This is a genomic window from Sporocytophaga myxococcoides DSM 11118 (genome assembly GCF_000426725.1).
GTDB classification, from domain to species: domain Bacteria; phylum Bacteroidota; class Bacteroidia; order Cytophagales; family Cytophagaceae; genus Sporocytophaga; species Sporocytophaga myxococcoides.
Map to the genome: position 1 here is coordinate 28489 of NZ_KE384561.1, position 23807 is coordinate 52295.

21 protein-coding genes are annotated in these 23807 nt (G+C 36.4%); 5 read left to right on the forward strand and 16 right to left on the reverse strand.

Annotated elements, in window-relative coordinates; translation table 11 throughout:
- Positions 1 to 4 precede the first annotated feature (4 nt).
- Positions 5 to 2134, reverse strand: a complete 2130-nt coding sequence (locus tag K350_RS0124075; protein WP_081671135.1) for a PAS domain-containing protein — start codon at positions 2132 to 2134, stop codon at positions 5 to 7.
- 333 nt (positions 2135 to 2467) lie between these two features.
- Here K350_RS0124075 and K350_RS0124085 point away from each other — a divergent pair, with 333 nt between their 5' ends.
- A complete protein-coding gene (locus tag K350_RS0124085; protein ID WP_028982098.1) occupies positions 2468 to 2665 on the forward strand; it encodes a hypothetical protein in 198 nt (65 codons plus the stop codon).
- A 96-nt stretch (positions 2666 to 2761) separates the two neighbouring features.
- Here K350_RS0124085 and K350_RS0124090 read toward each other — a convergent pair whose 3' ends face one another.
- From K350_RS0124090 to K350_RS0124120, 7 genes are all read right to left on the reverse strand, one after another.
- On the reverse strand, positions 2762 to 3760 hold the full coding sequence (locus tag K350_RS0124090; protein WP_028982099.1) for an NAD-dependent epimerase/dehydratase family protein: 999 nt from the start codon (positions 3758 to 3760) through the stop codon (positions 2762 to 2764).
- Positions 3761 to 3814: 54 nt separating this feature from the next.
- On the reverse strand, positions 3815 to 4393 hold the full coding sequence (locus tag K350_RS31685) for a Crp/Fnr family transcriptional regulator (RefSeq protein ID WP_051313618.1): 579 nt from the start codon (positions 4391 to 4393) through the stop codon (positions 3815 to 3817).
- A 139-nt stretch (positions 4394 to 4532) separates the two neighbouring features.
- A complete protein-coding gene (locus K350_RS0124100) occupies positions 4533 to 7646 on the reverse strand; it encodes an efflux RND transporter permease subunit (protein WP_028982100.1) in 3114 nt (1037 codons plus the stop codon).
- Positions 7647 to 7653: 7 nt separating this feature from the next.
- Positions 7654 to 8745, reverse strand: a complete 1092-nt coding sequence (locus tag K350_RS30225) for an efflux RND transporter periplasmic adaptor subunit (RefSeq protein WP_051313620.1) — start codon at positions 8743 to 8745, stop codon at positions 7654 to 7656.
- 120 nt (positions 8746 to 8865) lie between these two features.
- Entirely contained in the window at positions 8866 to 9840 is a 975-nt protein-coding gene (locus K350_RS0124110; RefSeq protein WP_028982101.1) for a sterol desaturase family protein, read from the reverse strand.
- A gap of 11 nt (positions 9841 to 9851) precedes the next feature.
- A complete protein-coding gene (locus K350_RS30230) occupies positions 9852 to 10034 on the reverse strand; it encodes a hypothetical protein (protein WP_037577225.1) in 183 nt (60 codons plus the stop codon).
- Positions 10035 to 10038: 4 nt separating this feature from the next.
- Positions 10039 to 10236 (reverse strand): hypothetical protein, encoded by a 198-nt coding sequence (locus K350_RS0124120; protein WP_028982102.1) that lies wholly within the window; start codon positions 10234 to 10236, stop codon positions 10039 to 10041.
- A 355-nt stretch (positions 10237 to 10591) separates the two neighbouring features.
- Between K350_RS0124120 and K350_RS0124125 the strand changes: the two genes are divergently transcribed.
- Complete coding sequence (locus K350_RS0124125; protein ID WP_028982103.1) at positions 10592 to 12730, forward strand: TonB-dependent receptor family protein; 2139 nt, start codon at positions 10592 to 10594, stop codon at positions 12728 to 12730.
- Here the strand turns inward: K350_RS0124125 and K350_RS0124130 are convergent.
- The 3 genes from K350_RS0124130 to K350_RS0124140 are packed head-to-tail and all read right to left on the reverse strand — an operon-like array spanning position 12722 to position 15372.
- On the reverse strand, positions 12722 to 13510 hold the full coding sequence (locus K350_RS0124130) for a PhzF family phenazine biosynthesis protein (RefSeq protein WP_028982104.1): 789 nt from the start codon (positions 13508 to 13510) through the stop codon (positions 12722 to 12724). The two genes, K350_RS0124125 and K350_RS0124130, sit on opposite strands and share 9 nt — an antisense overlap.
- Positions 13511 to 13544: 34 nt before the next feature.
- Entirely contained in the window at positions 13545 to 13907 is a 363-nt protein-coding gene (locus K350_RS30235; protein WP_051313622.1) for a gamma-glutamylcyclotransferase family protein, read from the reverse strand.
- Between the two features lie 55 nt (positions 13908 to 13962).
- Complete coding sequence (locus tag K350_RS0124140) at positions 13963 to 15372, reverse strand: hypothetical protein (protein WP_245598696.1); 1410 nt, start codon at positions 15370 to 15372, stop codon at positions 13963 to 13965.
- Between the two features lie 249 nt (positions 15373 to 15621).
- Between K350_RS0124140 and K350_RS0124145 the strand changes: the two genes are divergently transcribed.
- Entirely contained in the window at positions 15622 to 15813 is a 192-nt protein-coding gene (locus tag K350_RS0124145) for a hypothetical protein (RefSeq protein WP_028982106.1), read from the forward strand.
- 60 nt (positions 15814 to 15873) lie between these two features.
- Here the strand turns inward: K350_RS0124145 and K350_RS0124150 are convergent, their stop codons facing one another.
- Positions 15874 to 16077, reverse strand: a complete 204-nt coding sequence (locus K350_RS0124150) for a hypothetical protein (protein ID WP_028982107.1) — start codon at positions 16075 to 16077, stop codon at positions 15874 to 15876.
- Positions 16078 to 16281: 204 nt separating this feature from the next.
- Between K350_RS0124150 and K350_RS0124155 the strand changes: the two genes are divergently transcribed.
- Together K350_RS0124155 and K350_RS0124165 are read left to right on the forward strand one after the other, a co-directional pair.
- Entirely contained in the window at positions 16282 to 16761 is a 480-nt protein-coding gene (locus K350_RS0124155) for a hypothetical protein (RefSeq protein ID WP_028982108.1), read from the forward strand.
- A gap of 393 nt (positions 16762 to 17154) precedes the next feature.
- Positions 17155 to 18444, forward strand: coding sequence for a citrate synthase (locus tag K350_RS0124165; RefSeq protein WP_028982110.1), 1290 nt, complete (start codon positions 17155 to 17157; stop codon positions 18442 to 18444).
- Positions 18445 to 18518: 74 nt separating this feature from the next.
- On the opposite strand, the gene K350_RS0124170 is transcribed toward K350_RS0124165, so the two are convergent.
- The 4 genes from K350_RS0124170 to K350_RS0124185 all read right to left on the reverse strand — a co-directional run bounded on the left by K350_RS0124170 (position 18519) and on the right by K350_RS0124185 (position 23800).
- Positions 18519 to 19247: a prephenate dehydrogenase/arogenate dehydrogenase family protein gene (locus K350_RS0124170; protein ID WP_028982111.1), complete on the reverse strand. Its 729-nt coding sequence runs from the start codon at positions 19245 to 19247 to the stop codon at positions 18519 to 18521.
- Between the two features lie 169 nt (positions 19248 to 19416).
- Positions 19417 to 20220 carry a hypothetical protein gene (locus tag K350_RS0124175; RefSeq protein WP_028982112.1) on the reverse strand — a complete coding sequence of 268 codons (804 nt, stop codon included), beginning with the start codon at positions 20218 to 20220 and terminating at the stop codon, positions 19417 to 19419.
- Positions 20221 to 20617: 397 nt separating this feature from the next.
- Complete coding sequence (locus tag K350_RS0124180) at positions 20618 to 22852, reverse strand: Tex family protein (protein ID WP_028982113.1); 2235 nt, start codon at positions 22850 to 22852, stop codon at positions 20618 to 20620.
- A 21-nt stretch (positions 22853 to 22873) separates the two neighbouring features.
- Positions 22874 to 23800, reverse strand: coding sequence for a TraB/GumN family protein (locus K350_RS0124185; protein ID WP_156027183.1), 927 nt, complete (start codon positions 23798 to 23800; stop codon positions 22874 to 22876).
- Positions 23801 to 23807 lie beyond the last annotated feature (7 nt).

A 23807-nucleotide genomic window follows, 5' to 3' on the forward strand; every position in this document is an offset into this window, starting at 1 on the left:
AGTTTTAGTCTCGGGTTTTATCAAGAAAATCATGAAGTTCCTGATATTTATCTGCGACTTCTTTCATCGCTTGTTCTACATGGCGGAATTCTGTTATATTTCTAAAGTCAATCAACCCTGCAATAACAGATCCTACATCATTATGTATTGGTTTTGCTGAGATAAGAACCCTTTTTACTTCTTTACTGTCAGTTATAATTATAATTTCTTCATCTGAAACAGACTCACCTCGTAAAGCCCTTTGTAGGGGCAATTGATCAGCTGAATATAAAGTTTTTCCATCAGGCAAATAAAGACCATAAAAAGCAGGCCATTCAGAAGGATTTATTTCCACCGGCCCCTTTCCCAGAATATTAGCAGCCGCAGAGTTAAACTGAAGGAACTTGCCATTTTTATCAGATATAATAATTCCCTCACCAATTGTAGAAAGTATATCCTTTATCCTCCTTTCACTTTCCTTCAATCTTTGTTGAAAGTTTCTTCTTTTGGTAATATCCCTGTATATCGCAATGGCAACTAATTTATCTTCAGATAAAAAAAGAGGTTCTCCTATTGCTCTAAAAATTTTTCCTTCCGGAAAGGCGTCATTTATTACAAACAATTCACGATCACGTGTGGCAAGTCCACGAAGAGCCCTCGCTCCAGGAAGCTCCTCTTTAGGAAAGGAAGTTTTCCTATCCGGATAGAAAAATTTGCTTTCAAACACTTGCTTATATTTAACGAGTTTTTTACCTGTTATTCGCTTAGCCTTTTCATTATACAAAATGAAATTTCCTTTCTGATCAACAACAAATACCATCTCTCCGACCAACTCAATTATTGAGTGAATCAATTTATTATTTTCTACAATTTTTCTTTCTGAATCTTTAAGTGCAGTGAGGTCAGCTGACATACCGCAGATAGCATATATTTCTCCATCTGAATGTTTAATAGGAAATTTCTTGGTACCTAAGTCAAATCTTCCATTTCCAGTATTTATGCTTTCAATATTTTCCTTCACAATTCCGGCACTTAAAGCTTCTTCATCATACTTAAACCAATTGATAAGATCATCAGACCATATATTTTCAGGAGATTTATCAACAATATCAGCCTTTCTTTTCCCAAAAATCTCTTCAAATTTCTTGTTAATAAATTTAAATTTCCCTTTCACATCTCTTATATAAATAGCAGTAGAGCTATGATCAAACAGATAATTCAATCGCTCATTCTCTGCCTCACGAAGGTCTTCTATTTCCTTTTTAGTGCTCCTTAGTTTAAATTGTATTGACGATTTCCTCCCCAATAAAATCATTGATATAGCATAGGTAACTAATGTAAAAATGGCAGTACCGAATTCTTTATCATAGAGATCCATCTTCTCTCCCTGTGTCTTCAGATATCCTATTATAAGAGGTAATATAAGTGCTGCCAGCCTCATCCAAACAACTTCTATGGGATTTTCACCAATAAGCATTCTCATCTGCCCTTTATATGGCCTCAAAAACAATACACTGGTTGAAAACAAATACAAACACAAAGCGCTGTAAAAAGACATTGGAATCATGGAAAGTATTCCATACAAATATCTTACGCCATAGATATATCCATACATTGAAAGCAGAGATATGAGTATTACTATAAAATTGAGATATTGAAATGGATTTTTACCATCATTAAATTTTTTATCTATGAAAAAGATGGTTGTGCTTAACAGAAAAAAAGAGAAGGCAGTATTAGGAGCCATACCGTTCCAGGATTGCGTTTCTTCCAGAAAAAGCTGCTCTCTGAAAAGAAGAATATCCAATTTAAATTCGAGACCCAATACCAGTGAAAGTATTTTGCAGAAAGTGACGATTGTCACTGCTAATGCTAAACATCTAGCTAACAACCTTTGATATTTAAATTGATCCCCATCCTCCTCTTGCAACAACCAGAGTGCAATTCCTAACACAATAAAGCATACAGAAGACAATGGATTCATCGTAATGATGTGCCCGGGAGTTACTTTGGTCAATAGTTGAAAATTAAAGTATCTCCCAATGATGTTTAATGCAGGAATTGCAGATGCTATAACAATTAATACTTTTCCTAATCTTATAAGGATAAAGGGAGTGGAACTTTGTATGCTGGAAGTGTCAAATTTCGGCTTCATCAAATTAAATGATGCAACCGGTGGTGTTAAAAATAGTTTTAAAGATTATTTACAGCTTAAGGAACTTTTTTAATATTTTAACATTCCCCTTTTGCTGAAAATTTGTCACGCTAATAAGCAGAAAAACAAAACAAACCAAGTACATATAAATCAACGATTTAAATTCAACCCATGGACTAAACATCCTAAATATTGTTATCTAAAAGAACAGATTTACATGTTGGCACGTAGTTCGCTTTAGAAGGTAATAAGGAATGAAAATTTGATTTGAACCGATCATCATTTCTTAAAATATAATTAGGTTTTATTCGTCTAATAAATAAATATACTGCTATGATCGATTTTAAGGAGTACACATTGCAGAACGATGGAAAGCATGTGTTTATAAGCACCATAAGTGGAAAGACCGACGGTATGCTTACCGGAAGTAAAACAGATCAGGAAGGAAATATTACTGCTCTTGTACTCCGGAAATATTTTCACCGAATTGAGGTGCCAACGGAAGAAATTCTGAATATCAGATTATCGTAAAATATTTTTACAGACAACAAATCAATAATTCTTTAAAGCTCCCATTGTTATTATGGGAGCTTTTTTTAGTAGTCTTTCCTTACCTCTCCACTCAAATCATTTTATGTGCTTATTTTCATACAAATACTTTAAAGCATTTTGTATGGCAATATCCGGTTCAGTCGGCTTATATCCCAGGTGGCGTTCTGACTTGCTTATATCCATGTCCTGACGAACCTGAAAATACATCCGCACCTGGCTTTTTAAAAGCATAGGTTCTGTCCGGGTGATTTTAGAAATAAGCTCCATTGAAGCCGCACTTGCATGAAGCATCCAACGGGGCATTTTGGGAGGTGTCTTAATATTAAGTTCGGGATACCTCTTTTGAGCCAGTTTAACAACCTCAGTAATTCCAATTGCCTTTTTAGTACCCAGTCCATAACGTTGTCCTGGAACACCATCTTGTGCTGCCCTAAAACAACCTTCGGCCACATCTTTTACATTTACCCAATTGATATAAAATTGTGAATCAGTAAACACTTCTTTATTCAAAACCATTTTAAGAATATTATGAGATGGAGTAAGATAGGTACAGTGAGGTCCTATCATAGCAGACGGACAAACTACTACCATATTGAGTTTAAACTTCTCTGCAAGCTCCCATGCAAGTTTTTCACTGTCTATTTTTGATCTGTAATAGACATTCTCTTTTTCATCATTAAAATGATCAGGAGATATAGGGAACTTATTTCTTCCCATGGCCGCAATTGAACTTACATATACGATCTTCTTAACACCAGATTCTGCTGCAGCTTCAATAATGTTTCTTGTCCCATTCATATTTGAATCATAAATATCCTTTTCTGAATTTATTGTCCATTGCTTGAATACAGCAGCAACCTGATATAGAGTATCGACACCATAAAGGACTTTCAGCAATGATTCTTTGTTGTTCAGATCAGCATATACAGGTGTAAAATTTAATCCTTTAAAAGGGCTTTTATCATTCATATTTCTGACAGTTCCGATAACTGTTTCTCCTTTGTCTAAGAGATATCTAAGAAGGTTATTTCCCAGGTGCCCATTCACACCGGTAATCAATGAAGTTTTTCCCATATACTTTTTTTAAGCAAAAAAGCATTTAGGGAGATTCTGAAAAAATAACAATTGTTAGGAAAAAGTGCTTTGGTTTCTTATCCTGCTAAGAGATTCAGGTTTAACTCCCAGATAAGACGCAATATACTGAACCGGAACATTTTGAAGGATATCAGGGCGTTGAGTTAAAAGATTTACATAACGTTCATTGGCTTTAAGTCTTGCAAAATCAATAATACGTTCTTCCTTTTTCAACAGAGCAGCTTTTAAGAATTTCATACTCAACATATACCATGTTGCATTTTGCAATGCCAATTCCTCAAACTGCTTTTCTGAAATTCTGCAAACCACACAATCTGTTACGCATTGAATATTCTCATATGCTGGTTCCCCTTTCAGAAGACTGTATATCGAAGCTGTCATTTCTCCTTTGCCGAGAATATCAGTTGTGATTTCTTCTCCTTTAGCTGCCTGATAGTAGGTTCTGACATACCCGTTAAGAATAAAATAAAAATCTCTGGAATGGGAATCGGCTTTTACTATATATTCCTTTTTAATTTTTTTTTCAAAAAGCACCTTTCCTTCGAGGTGTTGAAAGTCTGGCAAACTATTATCAAAATATACTTTAAGAAGCTCAATCAGTTGATCCTTCATATTTTAAAACAGGTAAAGGTTAATTTTTGCTGACATTTACCAGCTCAAATTCTCTCTAATGTAGACCTGTTTTTCTAAAACTCAAAATAAAAAAACAGGACGTGAGGCTCCGCCCCACGCCCTTGACCTTCACTCGAACTTAAAAAATTTCACTTACAAAACTTTCTTCTTTAGCTGGTTCATCAACCAGTATTTTAGCTCTTTTAGCTGATTTATCTTTTGACAGATAAGTATACATTGCAGGAATTACATAAAGTGTAAACAACAATGATATCATCAATCCTCCTACTATAACAATACCCATTCCCATTCTGCTTTTTGCAGCGGCACCAAATGCAATAGCGATTGGTAATGCACCCAATGCTGTTGCCAAACTTGTCATTAATATCGGTCTTAACCTTCCGTTTGCTGCTTCCAGCGCGGCTGTTCGAACATCCCTTCCGGATTCTTTTAGGTGATTCGCAAACTCGACTATAAGAATACCATTTTTCGTTACCAGTCCGATTAGCATAATCATTCCGATCTGACTGAATATGTTATTGGTCTGATTAAAATACCATAAAGATATTACTCCACCTGCAACAGCCAAAGGTACAGTAAGCATGATGATAAATGGATCTACGAAACTTTCAAACTGAGCTGCCAGAATCAGATATACGAGAATCAAAGCCAATATAAATATGTAAGATGTATTTGTTGAACTCTCGGCAAAGTCTCTTGCCTGACCTATCAATGCAGTTGAAAAGGAATCATCCAGCACCTTGTCTCTTATGGCATCCATTGCCGCCACACCATCGCCGATGGTTTTACCAGGAGCTAATCCTGCTGATATCGTAGCAGCCTGATACCTGTTAAACCTGAACAACTGAGGCGGACTGCTTGACTCTTCAAACTCCACCAGGTTATCAAGTTGGATTAAATTACCTGAAGTATTTCTTACATATATATTTTTCAAATCAACAGACTCATTTCTATTGACTCTGTCAAACTGACCTATTACCTGATATTGTCTTCCATTCATTGAGAAGAAACCAAAACGTTGTCCACTCAAAGCAAGCTGTAAAGTCTGAGCGATATCAGAAACATTTACACCTACTTCCCTTGCCTTTTCACGGTTTATACGAACCTGAATATCTGGTCTGTTGAATTTAAGATTCACATCTACAATTGAAAATGTAGGATCTTTTTGGGCTTCATCCATAAACTTCGGAAGATATTCTTCAAGCTTCTCAAAATCCGGGGCCTGAATAATATACTGAATGGGAAGTCCTCTTACACCTGTGTTGATTGTCTGATCCTGTCCAACCTGCACTTTAGCTTCAGGGAACTTTTTCATCAACTGATTGATCTTATCGACAATCTCCTGTTGGCTTCTTTCCCTTTTATCAGGATCTACCAACGGTATTCTTGAGAAACCTGAATTAACTCCACCAGAACTTGAACCACCCGGACTTGAAGCAGTGATGGCCATTACAAGTCTATTTTCAGGAATAGAATCGCGGATCAGTTGAACATACTTTTGCATGAACTCATCAGTATATTCATAAGATGCTCCTTCCGGTAAGGTCATAGTGATACGTAACATACTTCTGTCTTCAGTCGGAGCAACTTCAGCAGGAATGATCTTCCAGATAAATACAGTGCTTACAACAGCTACACCAACTATCACAAATGCCATCCAACGGCGTTTAAAGAAGTTATCCAGAGATCTTGCATAGGATTCATTTAACCAGACAAAGAATGGCTCTGAATATGTATAAAACCTGCTCTTTTTAGTATGATCATGAACAAGCCATGCATTCAGCATAGGTGTGAGGCTAAGTGAAACGAATATTGAAATCAGAACGGCAGAAGATACAACTATTCCAAATTCCTTAAACAGCTTTCCAACAAAGCCTTCCATGAATATGATGGGAAGAAATATAGCTGCAAGCGTAATGGATGTGGAGATAACTGCAAATGTTATTTCCTTCGAACCATCTATAGCAGCTTGAAACGGAGACATTCCCTGTTCTAGCTTCTTGAAAATATTTTCTGTAACAACAATACCATCATCTACAACCAGTCCTGTAGCAAGGACAATGGCCAGAAGTGTAAGTACATTGATAGAAAAACCGAAAATGAACATAACAAAAAATGTTCCGACAAGAGATACGGGAATATCTATCAAAGGGCGCAGCGCAATAGACCAGTCTCTAAAGAACAAATAGATAATTATTACAACCAGCAAGATTGCGATGATAAGCGTTTCTGTTACCTCCGTTATTGATTTTGTGATAAATTTAGTGTTATCAGTTGAAACGGCAAGTTTAAAATCAGGGGGCAATTCTTTCTGAAGCTGATCATATCTTTTATAAAACTCTTCCGCAATCTCCGTATGATTGGCTCCCGGCTGGGGAACAATGGAACAGCCTAAACTAGGAATATCATTTATTCTGAAAATGGATTCTTCATTCTCTGCACCTAACCTCGCGTATCCGATATCCTGAAGACGTACAACCTTGCCGGAAGCGGCCTTAATAATCATATTATTAAATCCGGTTTCATCCTTAAATTTGGCATTGGCTTTTACAGTCAATTCGGTTCTGTTTCCTTCCAGCCTCCCTGTAGGAAGTTCCACATTCTCTTTATCCAAAGCCTGCCTTACATCCTGAAGAGTTACTTTAAAAGCAGCAAGCTTTACAGGATCAAGCCATAGTCTCATTGCAAATTTTTTCTCTCCGAAAAGATAAACATAACCAACGCCCTTAATTGTCTGAAGCCGTGGAAGGATCATATTGTCTACATAATCATTGAGCTCCAGATCTGTCATTTTATCATTAGTAATGGTCATTACAATGATATACTCCCCACCTACGTCCTTGCTCACAACAGGAGGAGCGTCCAAATCCTGAGGCAAAGAACGAAGCGTCTGAGAGACCTTATCTCTAACATCATTGGCAGCTGTCTCAAGATCAGCGTCAAGATTAAATTCTACTGAAATAGAACTTGAACCAAGGCTGCTCGTTGAAGATATAGACTTAACACCTTCAATACCATTCAAGGCCTTTTCCAGCGGGTAGGTTATCTGCGCTTCAACGATCTCAGCACTTGCACCTGCATAGGAAGTCCTTACCGAAACCATCGGCGCTTCCACAACAGGAAACTCTCGTATACCAAGCGACCTGAATCCCATAAAGCCAAAGAAGAGAATGATGAGATTCATTACTATGGCTAGTACCGGCCTCTTGATACTTAATGTCGATAAACTCATAAGTCAATTATCCCTCTCTGTTTACTGCAACTCTTTCCTTTGACTTCACAACTTTAACTTTAGCTTCATTCTTAAGCCTGAAATTTCCGTTGATCACAACCGAATCACCAACTGAAATACCAGATACAATCTGTAGAAAATCTTCTGTACGAATACCGGTTCTGACTATCTTTTCTTGAGCGATTCCATCCTTCACTACAAAGACAATTTTATTATTAGTTACCGGAACTATTGCTTCTGTAGGCACAAATAATGTTTTAGAATTTTCATTTTGCTTAAGCTCAACATTTACAAATGTTCCAGGTAAAAGCTTTCCATTGGTATTTGCGCAAATTGCATGATAGCGAACACTTCTGCTATCAGTATCGACTGCCGGATCTTTAATTATGATTTTAGCAGAAAAGACATCCTTCAAACCTTCAGCTCTGAACTGAATCTCATCACCTGTCTGAATAATTGCAGAATATTTTTCAGGAAGATAAAATTCAATCTTAACAGGATCTACCTGATAAATAGAAGCAGCAGTGATAGCTGGAGTTATATATGCACCAGGGCCAAGAGAATGTATACCGATCAAACCATTAAAAGGAGCCCTGATTTCTGTTTTTGCAATCTGTGTTTGCACGAAAGCGCTATCAGCTCTTAATGTTAAAAGATTTGCCAAAGCATTATCGTATTCCTGTTTGCTGATACCATTTATTTCCAATAGCTGACGTTGCCTTTCTTCGTTTGATGAAGCAAGTTTAATCTGAGCTTTTAGCTTTGTTAACTGAGCCTGATATTCTGCATCATTTACTTTCAATAAAAGTGTTCCGCTTTTTACAAATTGCCCTTCTGGAAGATTCAGATAAATTACTCTGCCACTTGCCTCAGCTTTCAGCTCAGTTGCTTCATTGGCAAGTATGGTTCCTGTAGCATAAACTTTAGGTTGTATACTTTCATTACCTACAACGAAAACAGAAACCGGGGTAGAGAGCTTATCTGGAGATTTTTTTGCAGTGTTTGACTTACCCTTATCAGTTGTAAAAAACTTTGCTTTTATAAATATCAAAGCACTTAATATCGTTGCTATGATGAAGTAGATTTTAAATCTTCTCATTGCTTAAGCTTAATTGGTGGTGAATTAAAATTTTAAATTCAAAATAAAACAACCTTGTTCTGCTCCTGAATATTGAGCAGAACAAGGACATTCGATATGACTATCTCATATTTATTTATACTAAACAGCTACCTGATTATATTGAGGTTCCTCCAGAAGCTCCTTATGCAATGCTGGTTCCGGAAGATTACTCTTTAAGTCTTTAACTGTGTATCCTCCTGTCTCTCCCACTTCATCGTAAAATTCAGGACCTCCAACAGCCAGTTCACTTCCGACTTTCTTTGACTTGAAGAAAGGCCATAAGAATTGAACGTACCACTCTTCTTTGTAGTAGTGTTTCACTCCATACCCTGCAGGATATTGTCTTGTAATAAGTCCTGTACCAAAGATGAGGTCCCAGATAAAGAACATATTCCCGAAGTTACCTTTATAGTGGCCAACACCATCATTTGCATCAGCATGATGTGCGTGATGAGTAGCAGGTGTAGAGATAAGCCTTTCAAGAACCCATGCTAAGGGACGTAAAAATTTGTACTTATAAAATGGTTTATCCCAAGCAATACTGGAGTGCGCTGATAAAGTGATAAGCGACTTTATACCTTTCACAAATAAGGCAGGAAAACCTAATCCTAGAAAGACAAGCGTTGCAGTAAGATATGTTTGAGAAAAGAAAACTGTGTAGATGATGTTTTGTCTGCTTGCCATTGCCATCCCCATATAGGAAGCAGAATGGTGCGTTCTGTGAAATCTCCACAACCATGGAATTTCGTGATGAAGACGATGATACCAATACTGAGTAAGGTCATCTGCTACTGCTATTATTGCAAAACCGAACCAGAAAGGAATCCAAGAAAATATCCCCATCATGCCAGGAAACAGTACAGGCAATGCTTTCAGAGTGAAGAATGCAAAAACAGGAGCTAATAGAATCTTTGGAGCTGCATAGCAAATTAGGTCTGTAGCCTTTTCATTTTCATCCCAGTCATGTTTATCATACAGACCTACTAAAAATTCTGTAATACCTAATACCAAGACAATCACAGATAGCCCCCAGGAGCCAAGGTTTTCGAATACTGATGTAATGATTTCTTTCATAGCTTTGCTTTTTATTTCTTTTTATATCTGTCAAATTGACCATAATATGCTTTCTGATCTTTATTCTTCCATGGCTTCTCTCCTGTGACCTTCAGGTATATAAACAAAGCCACTACAGGCAATGAGTACAATACTATACTCAGCAATGCATTTCTGATAATTCGATTTCTTATTGATGGATCCGGTGCAGACATAGCCTTATTGATTTAGATTAATACTTGATTCAGTTTTGTTTACCGGAGCTTCCTGCTCTACCTGAAAAATGCTGGCTGTAAGCAAAAGACCTCCAACTATAATGATTATCGGAGCAAGGTAAATCAACACTGTCACCCCTATTTTTTTAATAATTAATAAAGCATCATTTAGTGCTATTTTAGATCTCGACTCTTTAATCATATATATTCTATCGGTTAAGTAGATTTTTATAAATAAAAAAACAAATCTTATAAGTAAACCTTCATGATAGTTTTTTACTTTTCGTAGGTAAAAAACTATATGATGAATTATTAAATGAATTGATTATTGTTTTTCCACCAGGTGGCTTAATGGATTGTAAAGATATATCTTTTATTAATTGCATATTTTTCCAATCGGCCAGAATACCACTACAAAAACAATTTATATGACGAATCCGGATTTTATTACCCTAATATTCTTAACAGTATATAAAATACTGTTTTCGGTTTCATACCACTAAACTAAGGTAAAATCAAAATTTAACAGACTTTTTATATCTTTAGCGCACAGGACTATGCAGATATTTCTCAGAAACATTATCATTGTTATCCTTGCTCACGCTACGCTCTCTTTGAAAGCGCAAATGACGACGGACTCTTTAGCTACGATTGAAATCAAAGCAAGCAGAAACAATTCAGATCTTAAATCTATACCTTCAGCAACCACCCTCATTGGTAAAGATCTGTTTCAGACAAATAGAACAGGAATATTTATAGAGGATGCCTTAAAAAATGTGCCTGGTGTATTTGTTCAAAACAGAAATAATTTTGCTCAGGGGGAAAGAATCATCATCAGAGGCCAAGGAAGCAGATCTGCTTTTGGGTTGCGCAATATTAAAGTATTTATGGATGGTATTCCACTTACTTCCGCAGATGGAACCACTCAGTTAACGGGCGCAGATCTGTTTTCCATATCATCTATAGAAGTTTTAAGAGGACCATCATCACAAATATATGGAAATTCATCCGGAGGTGTGATTTATCTCAAATCTGACCTTCCTAGTCAAAGAGGATATTCCTTTGAAAACTTTCTTATCTCTGGTTCTTATGGGTTATTTAAAGCAGGTCTTAAATTCAGCAGGTCCAATAATAAATCTTCCCTTTTAATAAGTGGAAATGTAACTGATATTAAAGGTTACAGAGAATTTTCAAATGCTCGTTTTTATACGTTGAATATGGCTGTAAAAAAGAAGCTGAAAAAAAACTACACACTTTCCTTCATTCAAAACATCTATTACGCACCATATCTTTATAATCCTTCCGGATTAACATATGCAGAGACAAGCGATCCGCAAAAGACCAGAATGGCTATAAAGAAAAGTGCCAGCGGTAAGACAGTGCTTCAGGGAATAAGCGGTATCAACCTCATTAAAAAATTATCAGGTAATCAGGAGCTTGATCTTTCAGCCTTTTATCTTGGTAGAAAGCTCAACAATCCTATTATCGGAAGATATATTGACCTGACAAGACATTCAGGAGGAGCCAGATTGGCATATATCAAAAAAATTGATCTCGATAAAACTTTCATAAACATCAGAACAGGGATTGATTATGAGTTTCAATCTGATAAACGATCAGAATATGAGAATAAAGGTGTTACTGATAAAGATCTTGCAGAACTTCCCATACAGGATCTCATTTCCGCAGTAGCAAAGGGAAAGTTTTTATTAAAGCAAAATGAACATATCCATAACGGAGGATTGTATGTCCTTTCTGATATTGAGAGACAGAGGCTCAAGCTGACTATGGCTTTAAGATACGATCTGATTAATTTTTCAGTAGCAGATAAATTAACTGACTCAATTAATCAGTCGGGCGGCAAAACATTTTATAAACTGAATCCGGGAGCAGGTCTCACTTATCAAGTCAATGATTACTCATATATTTATTCCAATTTTTCAACCTCTTTTCAAACTCCAACTGCAAATGAGTTCAGTAATAATATAAATGGCAGTGGCTTCAACAAACAGCTTCAGCCCGAAAGGACTCATAGCGGTGAAGCTGGGCTCAGAATATTCAAAACATTCTATTACATTGATGTGGCTACTTTTTATGTAAGAACAACAAACCAGCTTATACCTTACCAGACAAGCTCGGGAGGAGATCAGGTCTTTTACCGCAATGCAGCTGCAACGCAAAACAAAGGATTAGAAGTAAGCGGATTTGTTATGCCTATAAGAGGGTTAAAAATAAATATTAATTATACCCTAATGGATTATACCTTTGTTGATTATCAATACAACTCAAAAGGTCAAATACTCCAACTGAAAGGTAATAAGGTACCAGGAACCGCCAATCATAGAGTTTATTCCAATCTAGCTTTTATTCCGGTTAAGAATTTTATCATTGAGATGAGTGGTCAATGGAACGGAAAAGTTTACACAAACGACCTTAATGATTCTGAACCAGGAACGGCAAACACAGGTGTATTTATAAATAAAAGCTATTGGACCTTTGACACAAAAGTTGGATATACTTTTGAAGCCGGTTCACTAGCTTTTAATATCTTTGGTGGAATAAATAATCTATTTAACATGAATTATTCCGGTTCAGTTATTCCCAATGCTGCTGGCCAAAGATACTTTGAACCCTCTCCAGGAAGAAATATTTATATTGGTTTAAAGACCTCTCTTAAGAAGGAGAAATCAAAATAAGATTTCTCCTTTTATCACTGTAACCGCTTTACCTGTAAGATAAACGCGATCATTATCTAGCACTACATTAATTTGACCTCCTCTTTTGGAAGCCTGATAAGCCTGAAATGAATTCCTACCCAGAACCTTATTCCAATAGGTAGCCAACATGCAATGAGCAGAACCTGTTACGGGATCTTCATCAATTCCAAAAGCAGGACCGAAAACCCTTGACACAAAATCAAACTCATTATCTCTTGATGTAATGATAACCACAAATTCACCTAACTTTAGTATGTTTTCTGAAACAGGAAAGAAGTTTTTTACTTCATTACTATCCTTAAGTTCAATCAACATATAGCCTTTATCAGATTCTGCAAAACCAACTGGTTCAACTCCAAGCTGAGCTTTCACCAATTCTTTCGAATTAGTTTCCTCCCCTTTAATAGCAGGGAAATCCAATTGAATACTTTCCCCCACTCTTTCTGCAGACAATACCCCTGATAATGTATGAAAATCTATTTTGTCTGACTGAGTAATCCCTTCCTGCCACATAATATGAGCTGTAGCAAGAGTTGCATGGCCACATAACTTTACTTCTTTTTCCGGAGTAAACCACCTAAGGTTATATCCATCTTTGAGAGGATAAGCAAATGCAGTTTCTGCAAGATTCATTTCATTAGCAATTTTCTGCATTAATTGTTCTTCCATTGGAGCTTCCAGAACCATCACTCCGGCAGGATTTCCTCTAAAAGCGACATCTGTAAATGCATCAACCTGATATATATTTCTATTAGGCATAAAAGTGAATATTTAATTGTAAAAAATATACGAATTATTTCTTGTAAAGCAACCAATCTCCTCCTGATACGACAGGAAGATGAGAGGTTTTACTATTATCATTTAAAATATAAATGTAAAAATCAAAACCTGGTAATATTTTTCTCTGATACTCCTCCCCTTCATACTCGTCAAGTGATACTAATATATCTTCATCTTTAATAGCAAACATATCACCTATTACCATATCTTCCGGATCTGCTGTGTAGACAGCAAAAGGATATTCTCCTGCATCGTAAAGTTTAATACCGGAGACAGATATTCCCTGGTGAAACAACTTACATCCTTTCATGAAATGATTCGCAGTTCCTCCTTTTCTTAAAGTTCCATATACAAATATCTTTTCAACCTTCACCATGTAAAGATATAAACATATCTTTTATAGAACTATCAACCCATCTAAATCTTCAGGTTTAATGCCTCCACCATTCCATATGATGCTTGTGTGTTTTAAGATAAGCCCCCTCCTTGTAATAATGATCATAAAAATCAAGGTCCAGGTGATGCGCCTGAAGATACGTAAGACAAAATATGGCCGGAACTGTACCAGGAAAGCGCTCATAGGTATCATAAATATATTGTGCCATTGTGCTCACACATGCAATAAACTCGTCGTTATGCATTTGCGCGCTTGACCTTACCCTGGCTGATTCTTTCCAGGGTCCAGCAGTATCTTTATGGTAAGGACCACCAACTCCAAACTTCCTTTTGACTAAAGCTCTTGTTGCATCTTCCATGTTTTTAAAATGGGGCGGGCAAGCCCCTTCAAATACGCCTGGAAGACCGGTAATATCAGGCAAAGAATATTTTAGATTTTTGTTAAATGAAAAACCTAGTCCAGGTACGTCAGGATTTCCACTTGCTCCCAATATTGAAAACCTATCTATTCCATCAAACATCCATCCACCAAGTCCCATAGCCTGAAGCATAAGCATTCCGGCATAGCATGATGCGGAAAGCTCAGCTGTTGCTTCAGTTAGCGCATATTGCTCTACAAAAGTCAAAGGATATGGATTTTTAAGATCTATAATATTGCTAAATTTATCAAGACCCGGAATAGGATTACCTTTGATATCATCATATATACAATATCCATTCTGTACCGCAAAACAAAGGATGGCAAGCATATGCTGAGCAACATCAGCTACTGGAATAATCAAAGTACTCCCAGGCTTATTTACACACCAGGTATTATGAGGCTCCATATAAGGTTCGCAACGGGGAATATAAAGTCTTTTATCTGAAAGCCTGATCTTCCTAGCTGCGTGAGCTTCCAGCCAATATTTAAGATTAAACCTATCGTCGTCATAAGAAACAAGTGAAGGGGCATCTCTGGTTGGTAAAAAATAAACGCCGAAATCATCTGTATAAAAAAACTCTGAAGTATGAAAACCAGCAGCAGATGGAAATGTCCGGCCTCCGGCAGCAGCAGAATAATTGGAAAGATGTGGGGCATATTTCTCTGCTCTGTGTATCATAGAATGCCAGCCCGTATTTCCTGCACAGGAATTTAAAAGCAGCATTTGTTCCAATGCATCAAGTGGAACGGGCGCTTTCGAAGATTTAAATTTTAAGGGACCATCAGGTATTTCAGCTCCCAGAGAAAATCGTCTGGCACGTCTTCCATACAAAGCTTCAATGAGAGGGAATTTAATAGTTTCTTCGAGCCCCTTGGGATACTCTCCAAGGTTTTCAATCATTGTTCTTCGGGTATGTTGAGCGCTCTCACTGAATGATGTTCCAAGATTTTGTAAAAAGGCCCCGGTTGATAGTAAAAATGAATTCCAGTACGAGCTGATATTCCTTTGCCCAAAGTTTTCCATATGCTGAGGAGTTTAAGAAAGAAAAATTACAGACAAAGGCCAGATTTGTTCAATACTAATAGGGATATTGACAATTACCTAAAATTTCATAAAGCACTACTCCCTCCTACTATCTGATACAAAAGCATTTACAAAGGGTTACAAACAGTAGGCAAAATAGGTAAGTTTTATAATTATTAGGGGTAGAGAGGTATTGATTGATACAAGCTATATTCCAAAGGGATAAATTGATTTATTAAAAATTGAGTCATGAAAGCGAACAAGCGTACAGAAAATTTAGACAAGGGTGGAAATACACGTTCATTTCATAAAAATTTCTATTACGAAAGTGAAGGGAGTGAATTCATTGCTGAAAAATCAAATGAAACAGATGCTCCAGGAGAACTGATGAGCAAATTTACGGATTTCGACAAAGCCAGAGGGTACGAGAAGAGGTTCTGAGGGATAAGGAAAAACACGGAGGCCTCCAAGGCCTCTTTCTTTTTTCCATCTCATTTCCTTCTATTCTGATTTAAGATTAAAATTCGGAATACCATCCGGATATGCTATAGCAGGCATGTAAGAATAGTTAGGATTCGATTCCGGATTCGGAGATTCAGGATCCAGATCGTCCTTTACAAACGAACCAGGTGCATGAGGTATAAATGGCTTTTCAGAAGAAATGCTAGATTTATTTTTTGTTTTGGTTTTATCTTCGGGCCGCATAGCTATCAATTAATTTATTTCCTGTATTTTTTTCAAAAACTGATTACAAACTTTCTCTTTGTTCGTAACGGTCTAATGCGCTTATATATAAACTACAGTAACTAAGAGGTAAAAATTCCCGTACTCTAATTAAAATCCAATTTTTATTTTGATTTTCGTTACTATTATGTATCTTTACTTTAATCGAATTAATAGGTGGTTATTATGAGGTATTTAACATTTTTTACTTTTCTTTTTTTATCGCTGGCTTCTTATTCTCAGGACTTTAGAAATGCAAAATGGGGAGATTCTCCTGAAAAGGTTAAAGCGAATGAAAAAGGTGCGCTTTTAACTGAAAATCTCGAAAAGAATAGACACAAGAATCTTTCTTTCGTTGAATTTTCGGATTCCTCTTTTTACTTTACTTATACTTATGTTTTTCATGAATTGAAACTAATAGGTGTAATTAGCAAAAGAGCTTATTTAAATGAAGAAAACTCAAAATATAAGGCTTTGAATATCTACAAGGAAACACTAAGCTTATATCAGACCAAATACGAAAAAATTTCTGAAGGCGCCCCTTTGTCTGCAGAAGAGATCAAAGGGTTTCAGGTAAAGCTTCCGGATAAGACGATCTACGTCAGCGTGAAGAAAGAAAACAACGATTATTTCCTGACTGAATCGATATTTAAAAGAGCAAAATAAGCAAACGAACAATTCATTAATTTTGAATTGTTCGTTTTGCTTTTAGCCCTTCTATGTTTTGCGCCATTTTTTAATTGACTTTTCTCTTTTTAAACACAACAAGCATTATAAGGTTAATTCTCCCAAAGGAGAGTTTTGCAACATACGTTTTAGAACATCTCATAAAAATCAACCGCCATAAACATGCTTTGATGGCCATGGCGTTATGTCATCCAATGTCAATTCTTGAACTACAAAGAAGCCTTCTTCCACTAGGGACACAACGGAAAGAAGATCTATATGAAAAAAAATCTTGTCGAAATCCAATAAATGTTTTGTGTATATTTTTTTAAAATCTTTTTTTATTTATTTTCGCTCAAAGTAATTCTTCAAAAAAATAAAATTTTCATACAGATGTCTGAATTTGCAGAACTAATTCTTGATGGTAAAAGCTACAAGTTTCCGATAGTAGTCGGAACAGAAAATGAGAAGGCTATTGACATTTCCAACCTCAGAAGCGCAACAGGGTTCATCACTCTTGATACAGGTTATAAAAACACCGGAGCTACCAAAAGCTCAATAACTTTTTTGGATGGAGAACTTGGAGTATTAAGTTACAGAGGTTATCCAATTGAACAACTTGCAGAAAAAGCATCTTTCCTTGAAGTAGCCTACCTTCTGATTTACGGAGAATTACCAACTGCAGATCAGTTATCTAACTTTTCAAGCAGAATTACAAAGCATACAAATCTGCATGAAGATTTCAAAAAAATATTTGACGGCTTCCCTTCCAATGCACACCCAATGGGCGTGCTATCATCTCTGGTAAGCTCATTAACAGCATTCTATCCTGGAGCTATTGATCCGGATGCTAATGCTGAAGCTCTTGATCTTACAATCGTAAGACTTATGGCAAAGCTTCCAACTATAGCAGCTTGGTCATACAAGAACTCTAAAGGACAGCCATTAATGTATCCAAAGAACAATCTTGATTATGTTTCTAACTTCCTTTACATGATGTTCGGAATGCCAAACCAGGATTATGTAATTGATCCGGTTGTTGTTGAAGCATTAAATGTTCTACTTATACTTCACGCTGACCACGAACAAAACTGTTCTACATCAACTGTTAGAATCGTTGGTTCTGCTCATGCAAGTTTATATTCTTCAGTTGCAGGTGGAATTAACGCTCTTTGGGGACCTCTTCACGGAGGCGCTAACCAGGCTGTAATTGAAATGCTTGAGGCTATTAAAAATGATGGCGGTGATGCGAAAAAATACATTGCTAAAGCAAAAGACAAAAACGACACTTTCAGACTGATGGGCTTTGGTCACAGAGTTTACAAAAACTTTGACCCTAGAGCTAAAATCATTAAGAAAGCCTGCGATTCTGTGCTTGCTAAACTTGGCGTAAATGACCCTATTCTTGAAATCGCTAAAGGTCTTGAAGAAGCTGCATTAAATGATGATTACTTCAAGGAAAGAAAATTATATCCTAATGTCGATTTCTATTCAGGTATCATATACAGAGCATTAGGTCTTAGAACTGACTTGTTCACTGTTATGTTCGCCTTGGGTCGTCTTCCAGGCTGGATTGCTCAGTGGAAAGAAATGAGAGAGGACAATGAACCAATCGGAAGACCAAGACAGGTTTACATCGGTTCTAATACAAGAGACTTCGTTCCGATCGACAAAAGAAAATAAATAAAAAAATCCCGGTCTTGAGGCCGGGATTTTTTATTATATAACTTTTCAGTTGCTATTCCGCTTCACTTTTATTAACACTCAATTTTATCCTTCAGCTTATACAACTCTTCAATAAACTGATCTCTCACGGCCTTTGCAAATGGATTTTCTCTTTCAATGGTATAAAATAAATCCATAGAATCCTGACCAAGATTACCTTTAATATTAAGTAAGAATTGATAAGCTGGTGTCTTTTGTTCCACATCAGGTATGTCCATCTGATTTACTGCACGACCAATAAAGTGAGTCAAGGCCTGTACATAAGCCATTTGCTGGTCATGCACCAAAGGAGTTCTTTCCAGAACGTTTAGCTTCAGCTCCTGACTAAAAAAACGTATAAGATTACCGTTCTTCTTGGTTCTCACAGGACATACTACAATATTGAGATTAGCAATACCATTTTTACCGCTTTGAGGGCCAAATAAAGGATGGGTACCAATTATATCAACATTCTCCGGCAAATACTTTATCATTAATTCTACAGGTTTTACCTTAACCGATGACAAGTCAAAAACGAGGGATTTGGGCTTCACAAAATCCTTTATCTGAATCAGTAAATCTTCAAGGTATTGAACTGGTACTGCCAGAGCTAAAAACTCCTTACCTGAAACCTCTTCAAGTCCTCCCCATTTTACCCCTAACTTCTTTGCTTCAACAGAAAAATCTTTAACATCAAAGACTGTAATATCAAAATATGGCTTCAGATATGGAATAATGAATTTCCCAAAGCTTCCAAAACCAATAAACCCTAACTCTTTCATTTTAAAAGGTGAAAATATAGATCAAAAAGAATTTATTTGTTCTTAAATAATGCAAAGATGCTCTTTTTATTTTTAATGAAACGCTTTTTTTTAACTTTTTGATACACAATTCAAATCTGCTATTATTTAAACTCTCCTTTTAATACCTAGGCAAACACCTTTTTTCTCTTCAATCTTTTTTCAAAACAACACTTACAGGTTGAGAATAGATGTATTGCCCATTATTATCAACCAGCTTTAATCTATAATAAGTAACCAGTGACTCCTTTATATGATCCTCCCACAAAAATTTTCCGCCTTCAGCCTGCTCAGGAGTTATAATACCTTCATTCTTAAAATCTTTAGCATCATAACTTTTTTCTATTTCAAAATGACATAATTGGTCAGTCTGTATCGTCTCCCAATATAGCTTAACAACTTCATTTTCATAGTTAGCTTTGAAATTCAATCTCCCCTGAAGTCCCAAATAACAGAGATCAAATCTTTCAAGCTGTGTCTGGTTTTTCTTTCCTTCTGTAAAACACCCTGCACAATGTACGTTTTCATGGGCATGTTCTAGTTCGCGCACCAATTCAAAGCTAAATCCTCCTTTTAAACAAAATGATTTTAAATCTGACATAACTCCAGAAACTTCCACTTTGCCATTGTTGACCAAAGTTCCTTTATTAATTACTGAGCTTACTCTAAGTGTGCCATTTACTATAACCTTACCTGTTTCCAAAATTATTAAAGGATTAGCCTCAAGATTAAGACTTCCATTTTCATTGATCACAACTACTGACACCAAACTAACAGGTGCATCATAACTGATTGAATGATTTATAAATACAGTATCTTCTGGTTTTAAATTGGGAATAAATCCTCCTTCCCAGATTCTGGAATTCAGCATTCCATCGCTTACAGTATTGTAAACACCCGCATTCGCTGCACAAGAAATTAATAATAAAAGGAATACATATATGAAAGTTCTCATAGAAATCAACGCCGACAAATAAATGATTGTGACTATAATTGAAGAACTTAAGTAAAAATTTAAAGTTAAGAGCAAAAAAATAGTTCCTCAAAACTACCTATATTACAACCGCTTAGTAAGTCTGTTAAACAATTCTCCTATTTTTTCACAAAACTATCCAATAACCCACAAAAACCTGGTGTCGTAAAAGTAAGTGTTTCCAAAAAATAATTGCATATGATAATCAGAAACTTATTAATTGTTTTCACTGTAGTTTTTTCAATGGCTTCCTGTTATGGACACAGAACTTGCCCAACCTATCTGAAAAAAGATCAAAAGGAAATTAAAACTGAAAAAGTAAAAGTGTAAATAAAAAGGCTACCTCAAATGAAGTAGCCCTTTTATTTTTATAAGCTTATTAATTTTTAAACTTGCCTTTTAGCATTGCCAATTTATCTTCAAAAGAAACTTCTTTTTCTGCTTCCTTTTTATCCTTAGCTTTTTTAGGGCCTTCCGGAGCAACATTTCCTTTCATTGAAAGCGCAATCCTTTTTCTTGCAAGGTCAACTTCAATAACTGTAACTTCAACTTTCTGGTGGACCTTAACTACTTCTGAAGGATCTGACACATATTTATCTGCAAGATGACTGATATGTATAAGTCCATCCTGATGAACACCTACATCCACAAAAACTCCGAATTTGGTAATGTTAGTTACAATACCCGGAAGCTTCATGCCGATTCTCAGATCTTCAGGCTTTTCAATTCCGGAAGCAAATTCAAATACTTCAAACTTCTCTCTGGGGTCACGGCCTGGTTTCTCAATCTCTTTTAATATATCCTGAAGTGTTGGAAGACCAATTGTGTCTGTCACATATGATTTAAGATCGATGAGCTTTCTTAAATCCGATTTTTTCATCAGGTCAGCTACTGAAGCTTTAAGATCTTTGGCTATTTTATCGATGATATGATAGCTTTCAGGGTGAACAGCAGATGCATCTAAAGGATTGTCTCCATTGTTGATTCTCAAAAATCCGGCAGCTTGTTCAAATGCCTTCTCGCCCATTCTTGGCACTTTCTTGAGGTCATTTCTAGATTTGAAAGCTCCGTTCTGATTTCTATAATCAATTATATTCTGAGCTAATTGAGGTCCTAAGCCAGATACATAAGTTAATATCTGCTTGCTTGCTGTGTTTACTTCTACCCCTACATTGTTTACGCAACTTATAACAACATCGTCCAGACTTGACTTCAATGCGTTTTGATCTACATCATGCTGGTACTGCCCCACACCGATTGACTTAGGATCAAGCTTTACAAGTTCTGCAAGAGGATCCATCAATCTTCTTCCAATAGAAACCGATCCTCTTACTGTTACATCATAATCTGGGAACTCCTCTCTGGCCACATCAGATGCAGAATAAATTGAGGCCCCACTTTCATTAACCATTATAACCGGTATAGATCTTCCGAAATCTATTGTGCGGACAAATGTCTCTGTTTCTCTTCCTGCAGTACCATTACCAACAGCAATTGCCTCCACTTGGTGAGTTTCACAAAGTCTTTTAATAATTGAGATTGCTTCTGCTACTTTTCTTTGAGGCTCGTGAGGGTAAATATTTTCATTAGCCAGTAATTTTCCTTGTCTGTCAAGGCAAACAACTTTACAACCTGTTCTGAAACCTGGATCTATTGAAAGAACAGCCTTTTGACCTAATGGAGCGGCAAGTAGAAGCTGACGAAGATTTTCTGCAAAAATCTGAATTGCATCATCATCTGCTTTCTTCTTCGAACCCAGCCTTACTTCAGTTTCAATACTTGGTCTTAAAAGTCTTTTATATGAATCTTTAACTGCCGTTTTTACATGGCCGGAAGCAGAGCTTCTTCCTTTTACAAATATTCCTTCAAGTACTTCAAGAGATGATTCTTCAGCCGGTTCGATATCCAACATTAAAAACATTTCTTTCTCTCCTCTTCTCATAGCAAGCAATCTGTGAGAGGGAACTTTAGAAATTGCTTCTTCAAACTCAAAATAATCTTTATATTTCTGCCCTTCCTCCTCTTTCCCTGGAACTACACGGCTTCTGATAGTTCCTTGCTTATAAAATACTTCTCTTAATTTTCCTCTCGCTTCCTGATTTTCACTTACCCACTCCGCTATAATATCTCTTGCTCCGGCAAGGGCTTCATTCAAGTCTTTTACGTCTTTCTCCAGATTTACGAACAGTTCTGCTTCTTTATCTGGATCTGCAAGCTCTTGTTTAAATATAAGCTCGGCAAGTGGTTCAAGCCCTTTCTCTTTTGCAATCGTTGCTTTAGTTCTTCTTTTCGGCTTATAAGGAAGATATAAATCTTCCAGCACAGTCATTGTCTCTGCATCATTAATCTTAGATTCAAGTTCAGGTGTAAGTTTCCCCTGCTCTTTGATAGACTTGATGATGCTTTCCCTTCTCTTATCAAGCTCGTCCAGTTGGATGCTTCTGTCCCTGATTTTAGTAATAGCCACCTCGTCAAGACTGCCTGTAGCTTCTTTTCGGTACCTGGATATAAATGGAACGGTACCTCCTTCTGCCAATAACTCCAGCGTAGCTTCAACGGATTTGGGAGCAATGTTCAACTCCCCAGCAATTTTTAAAACATGTGTTACTTGCATTCAATCAAACTATTTTAATACTTACTTTTTATTTTTATTTGTTTTTATCTGTACAGGTCTTACAATATAACCTTGCTTTATCATGAGATTCAAAACTCCTTCTTCCCCCGGTAAATGCGCAGCCCCAATACCTACGAACACAGGATATTCATTTATAATATCATGAATTCTTTCACTCATTACGTAGTTTCTCTTGGTTAATAGAGACCTGGTGAAATTATCACTCAAATCAAATTTCAGAAAATAATTGTACAGACTGTCAAGGTCTCCTGTATTATATATTTTAACCAGTTCATCCGCTCCTTCATCCTCTGCCGGAGCTTCAAGAGATTCTATAAGCATCTGGGCTTGCTCTGCAAGTGGAATTTCATCCAGAGCTGCAATTTGCTCTGAAGGACTTTCAATACCTAACAAAACCATTTGCTTTTCCTTGGCAAGGTCCTGAAAATATTCATCCAGAATTTTACCTCTACCTTTTTTAAAGGAGCTTTCAGAAATCAGGGAAGCTGTAAATACAGGCTTAACCCTATTGATAAGACCAGCAAAGACGCCTAAGCTTTTTCTAGCTTTTCGTTTTACCAGCTTATATTTTTTTTTGCCGATGAGCATTTTAAGGGTAGTATCCCCAGGCATAAAAATCTGTGAGGCCAACTCACTTTTATTAACTTTATCAAGTACAATTTCGCCAGCAAAGGCTTTACACTTGTTAAAGCAAATCATTAAAGAGTCTCCGAAATCATATACCCTTTCGTCCTCCACATGCATAGTTCCATAGATATAGGAAACATTTTTATTATCAGGACTTTTCACTTCCCACAATAATGATGACTGAGCTTTCAGAATACCTGAAAGACAGATCAATAAAAGAAATAATGTGGTTCTGATTTTATTGGACATAATACCTGATAAGTTGACAAATGTACTAATTGCAAAAAAGAATTTACTCACATACCCG

Coding starts and splice junctions, on each gene's coding strand:
- K350_RS0124075 (WP_081671135.1), bottom strand. CDS start 2,134: ATGAAGCCGAAATTTGACACTTCCAGCATACAAAGTTCCACTCCCTTT.
- K350_RS0124085 (WP_028982098.1), top strand. CDS start 2,468: ATGATCGATTTTAAGGAGTACACATTGCAGAACGATGGAAAGCATGTG.
- K350_RS0124090 (WP_028982099.1), bottom strand. CDS start 3,760: ATGGGAAAAACTTCATTGATTACCGGTGTGAATGGGCACCTGGGAAAT.
- K350_RS31685 (WP_051313618.1), bottom strand. CDS start 4,393: ATGAAGGATCAACTGATTGAGCTTCTTAAAGTATATTTTGATAATAGT.
- K350_RS0124100 (WP_028982100.1), bottom strand. CDS start 7,646: ATGAGTTTATCGACATTAAGTATCAAGAGGCCGGTACTAGCCATAGTA.
- K350_RS30225 (WP_051313620.1), bottom strand. CDS start 8,745: ATGAGAAGATTTAAAATCTACTTCATCATAGCAACGATATTAAGTGCT.
- K350_RS0124110 (WP_028982101.1), bottom strand. CDS start 9,840: ATGAAAGAAATCATTACATCAGTATTCGAAAACCTTGGCTCCTGGGGG.
- K350_RS30230 (WP_037577225.1), bottom strand. CDS start 10,034: ATGTCTGCACCGGATCCATCAATAAGAAATCGAATTATCAGAAATGCA.
- K350_RS0124120 (WP_028982102.1), bottom strand. CDS start 10,236: ATGATTAAAGAGTCGAGATCTAAAATAGCACTAAATGATGCTTTATTA.
- K350_RS0124125 (WP_028982103.1), top strand. CDS start 10,592: ATGCAGATATTTCTCAGAAACATTATCATTGTTATCCTTGCTCACGCT.
- K350_RS0124130 (WP_028982104.1), bottom strand. CDS start 13,510: ATGCCTAATAGAAATATATATCAGGTTGATGCATTTACAGATGTCGCT.
- K350_RS30235 (WP_051313622.1), bottom strand. CDS start 13,907: ATGGTGAAGGTTGAAAAGATATTTGTATATGGAACTTTAAGAAAAGGA.
- K350_RS0124140 (WP_245598696.1), bottom strand. CDS start 15,372: ATGGAAAACTTTGGGCAAAGGAATATCAGCTCGTACTGGAATTCATTT.
- K350_RS0124145 (WP_028982106.1), top strand. CDS start 15,622: ATGAAAGCGAACAAGCGTACAGAAAATTTAGACAAGGGTGGAAATACA.
- K350_RS0124150 (WP_028982107.1), bottom strand. CDS start 16,077: ATGCGGCCCGAAGATAAAACCAAAACAAAAAATAAATCTAGCATTTCT.
- K350_RS0124155 (WP_028982108.1), top strand. CDS start 16,282: ATGAGGTATTTAACATTTTTTACTTTTCTTTTTTTATCGCTGGCTTCT.
- K350_RS0124165 (WP_028982110.1), top strand. CDS start 17,155: ATGTCTGAATTTGCAGAACTAATTCTTGATGGTAAAAGCTACAAGTTT.
- K350_RS0124170 (WP_028982111.1), bottom strand. CDS start 19,247: ATGAAAGAGTTAGGGTTTATTGGTTTTGGAAGCTTTGGGAAATTCATT.
- K350_RS0124175 (WP_028982112.1), bottom strand. CDS start 20,220: ATGAGAACTTTCATATATGTATTCCTTTTATTATTAATTTCTTGTGCA.
- K350_RS0124180 (WP_028982113.1), bottom strand. CDS start 22,852: ATGCAAGTAACACATGTTTTAAAAATTGCTGGGGAGTTGAACATTGCT.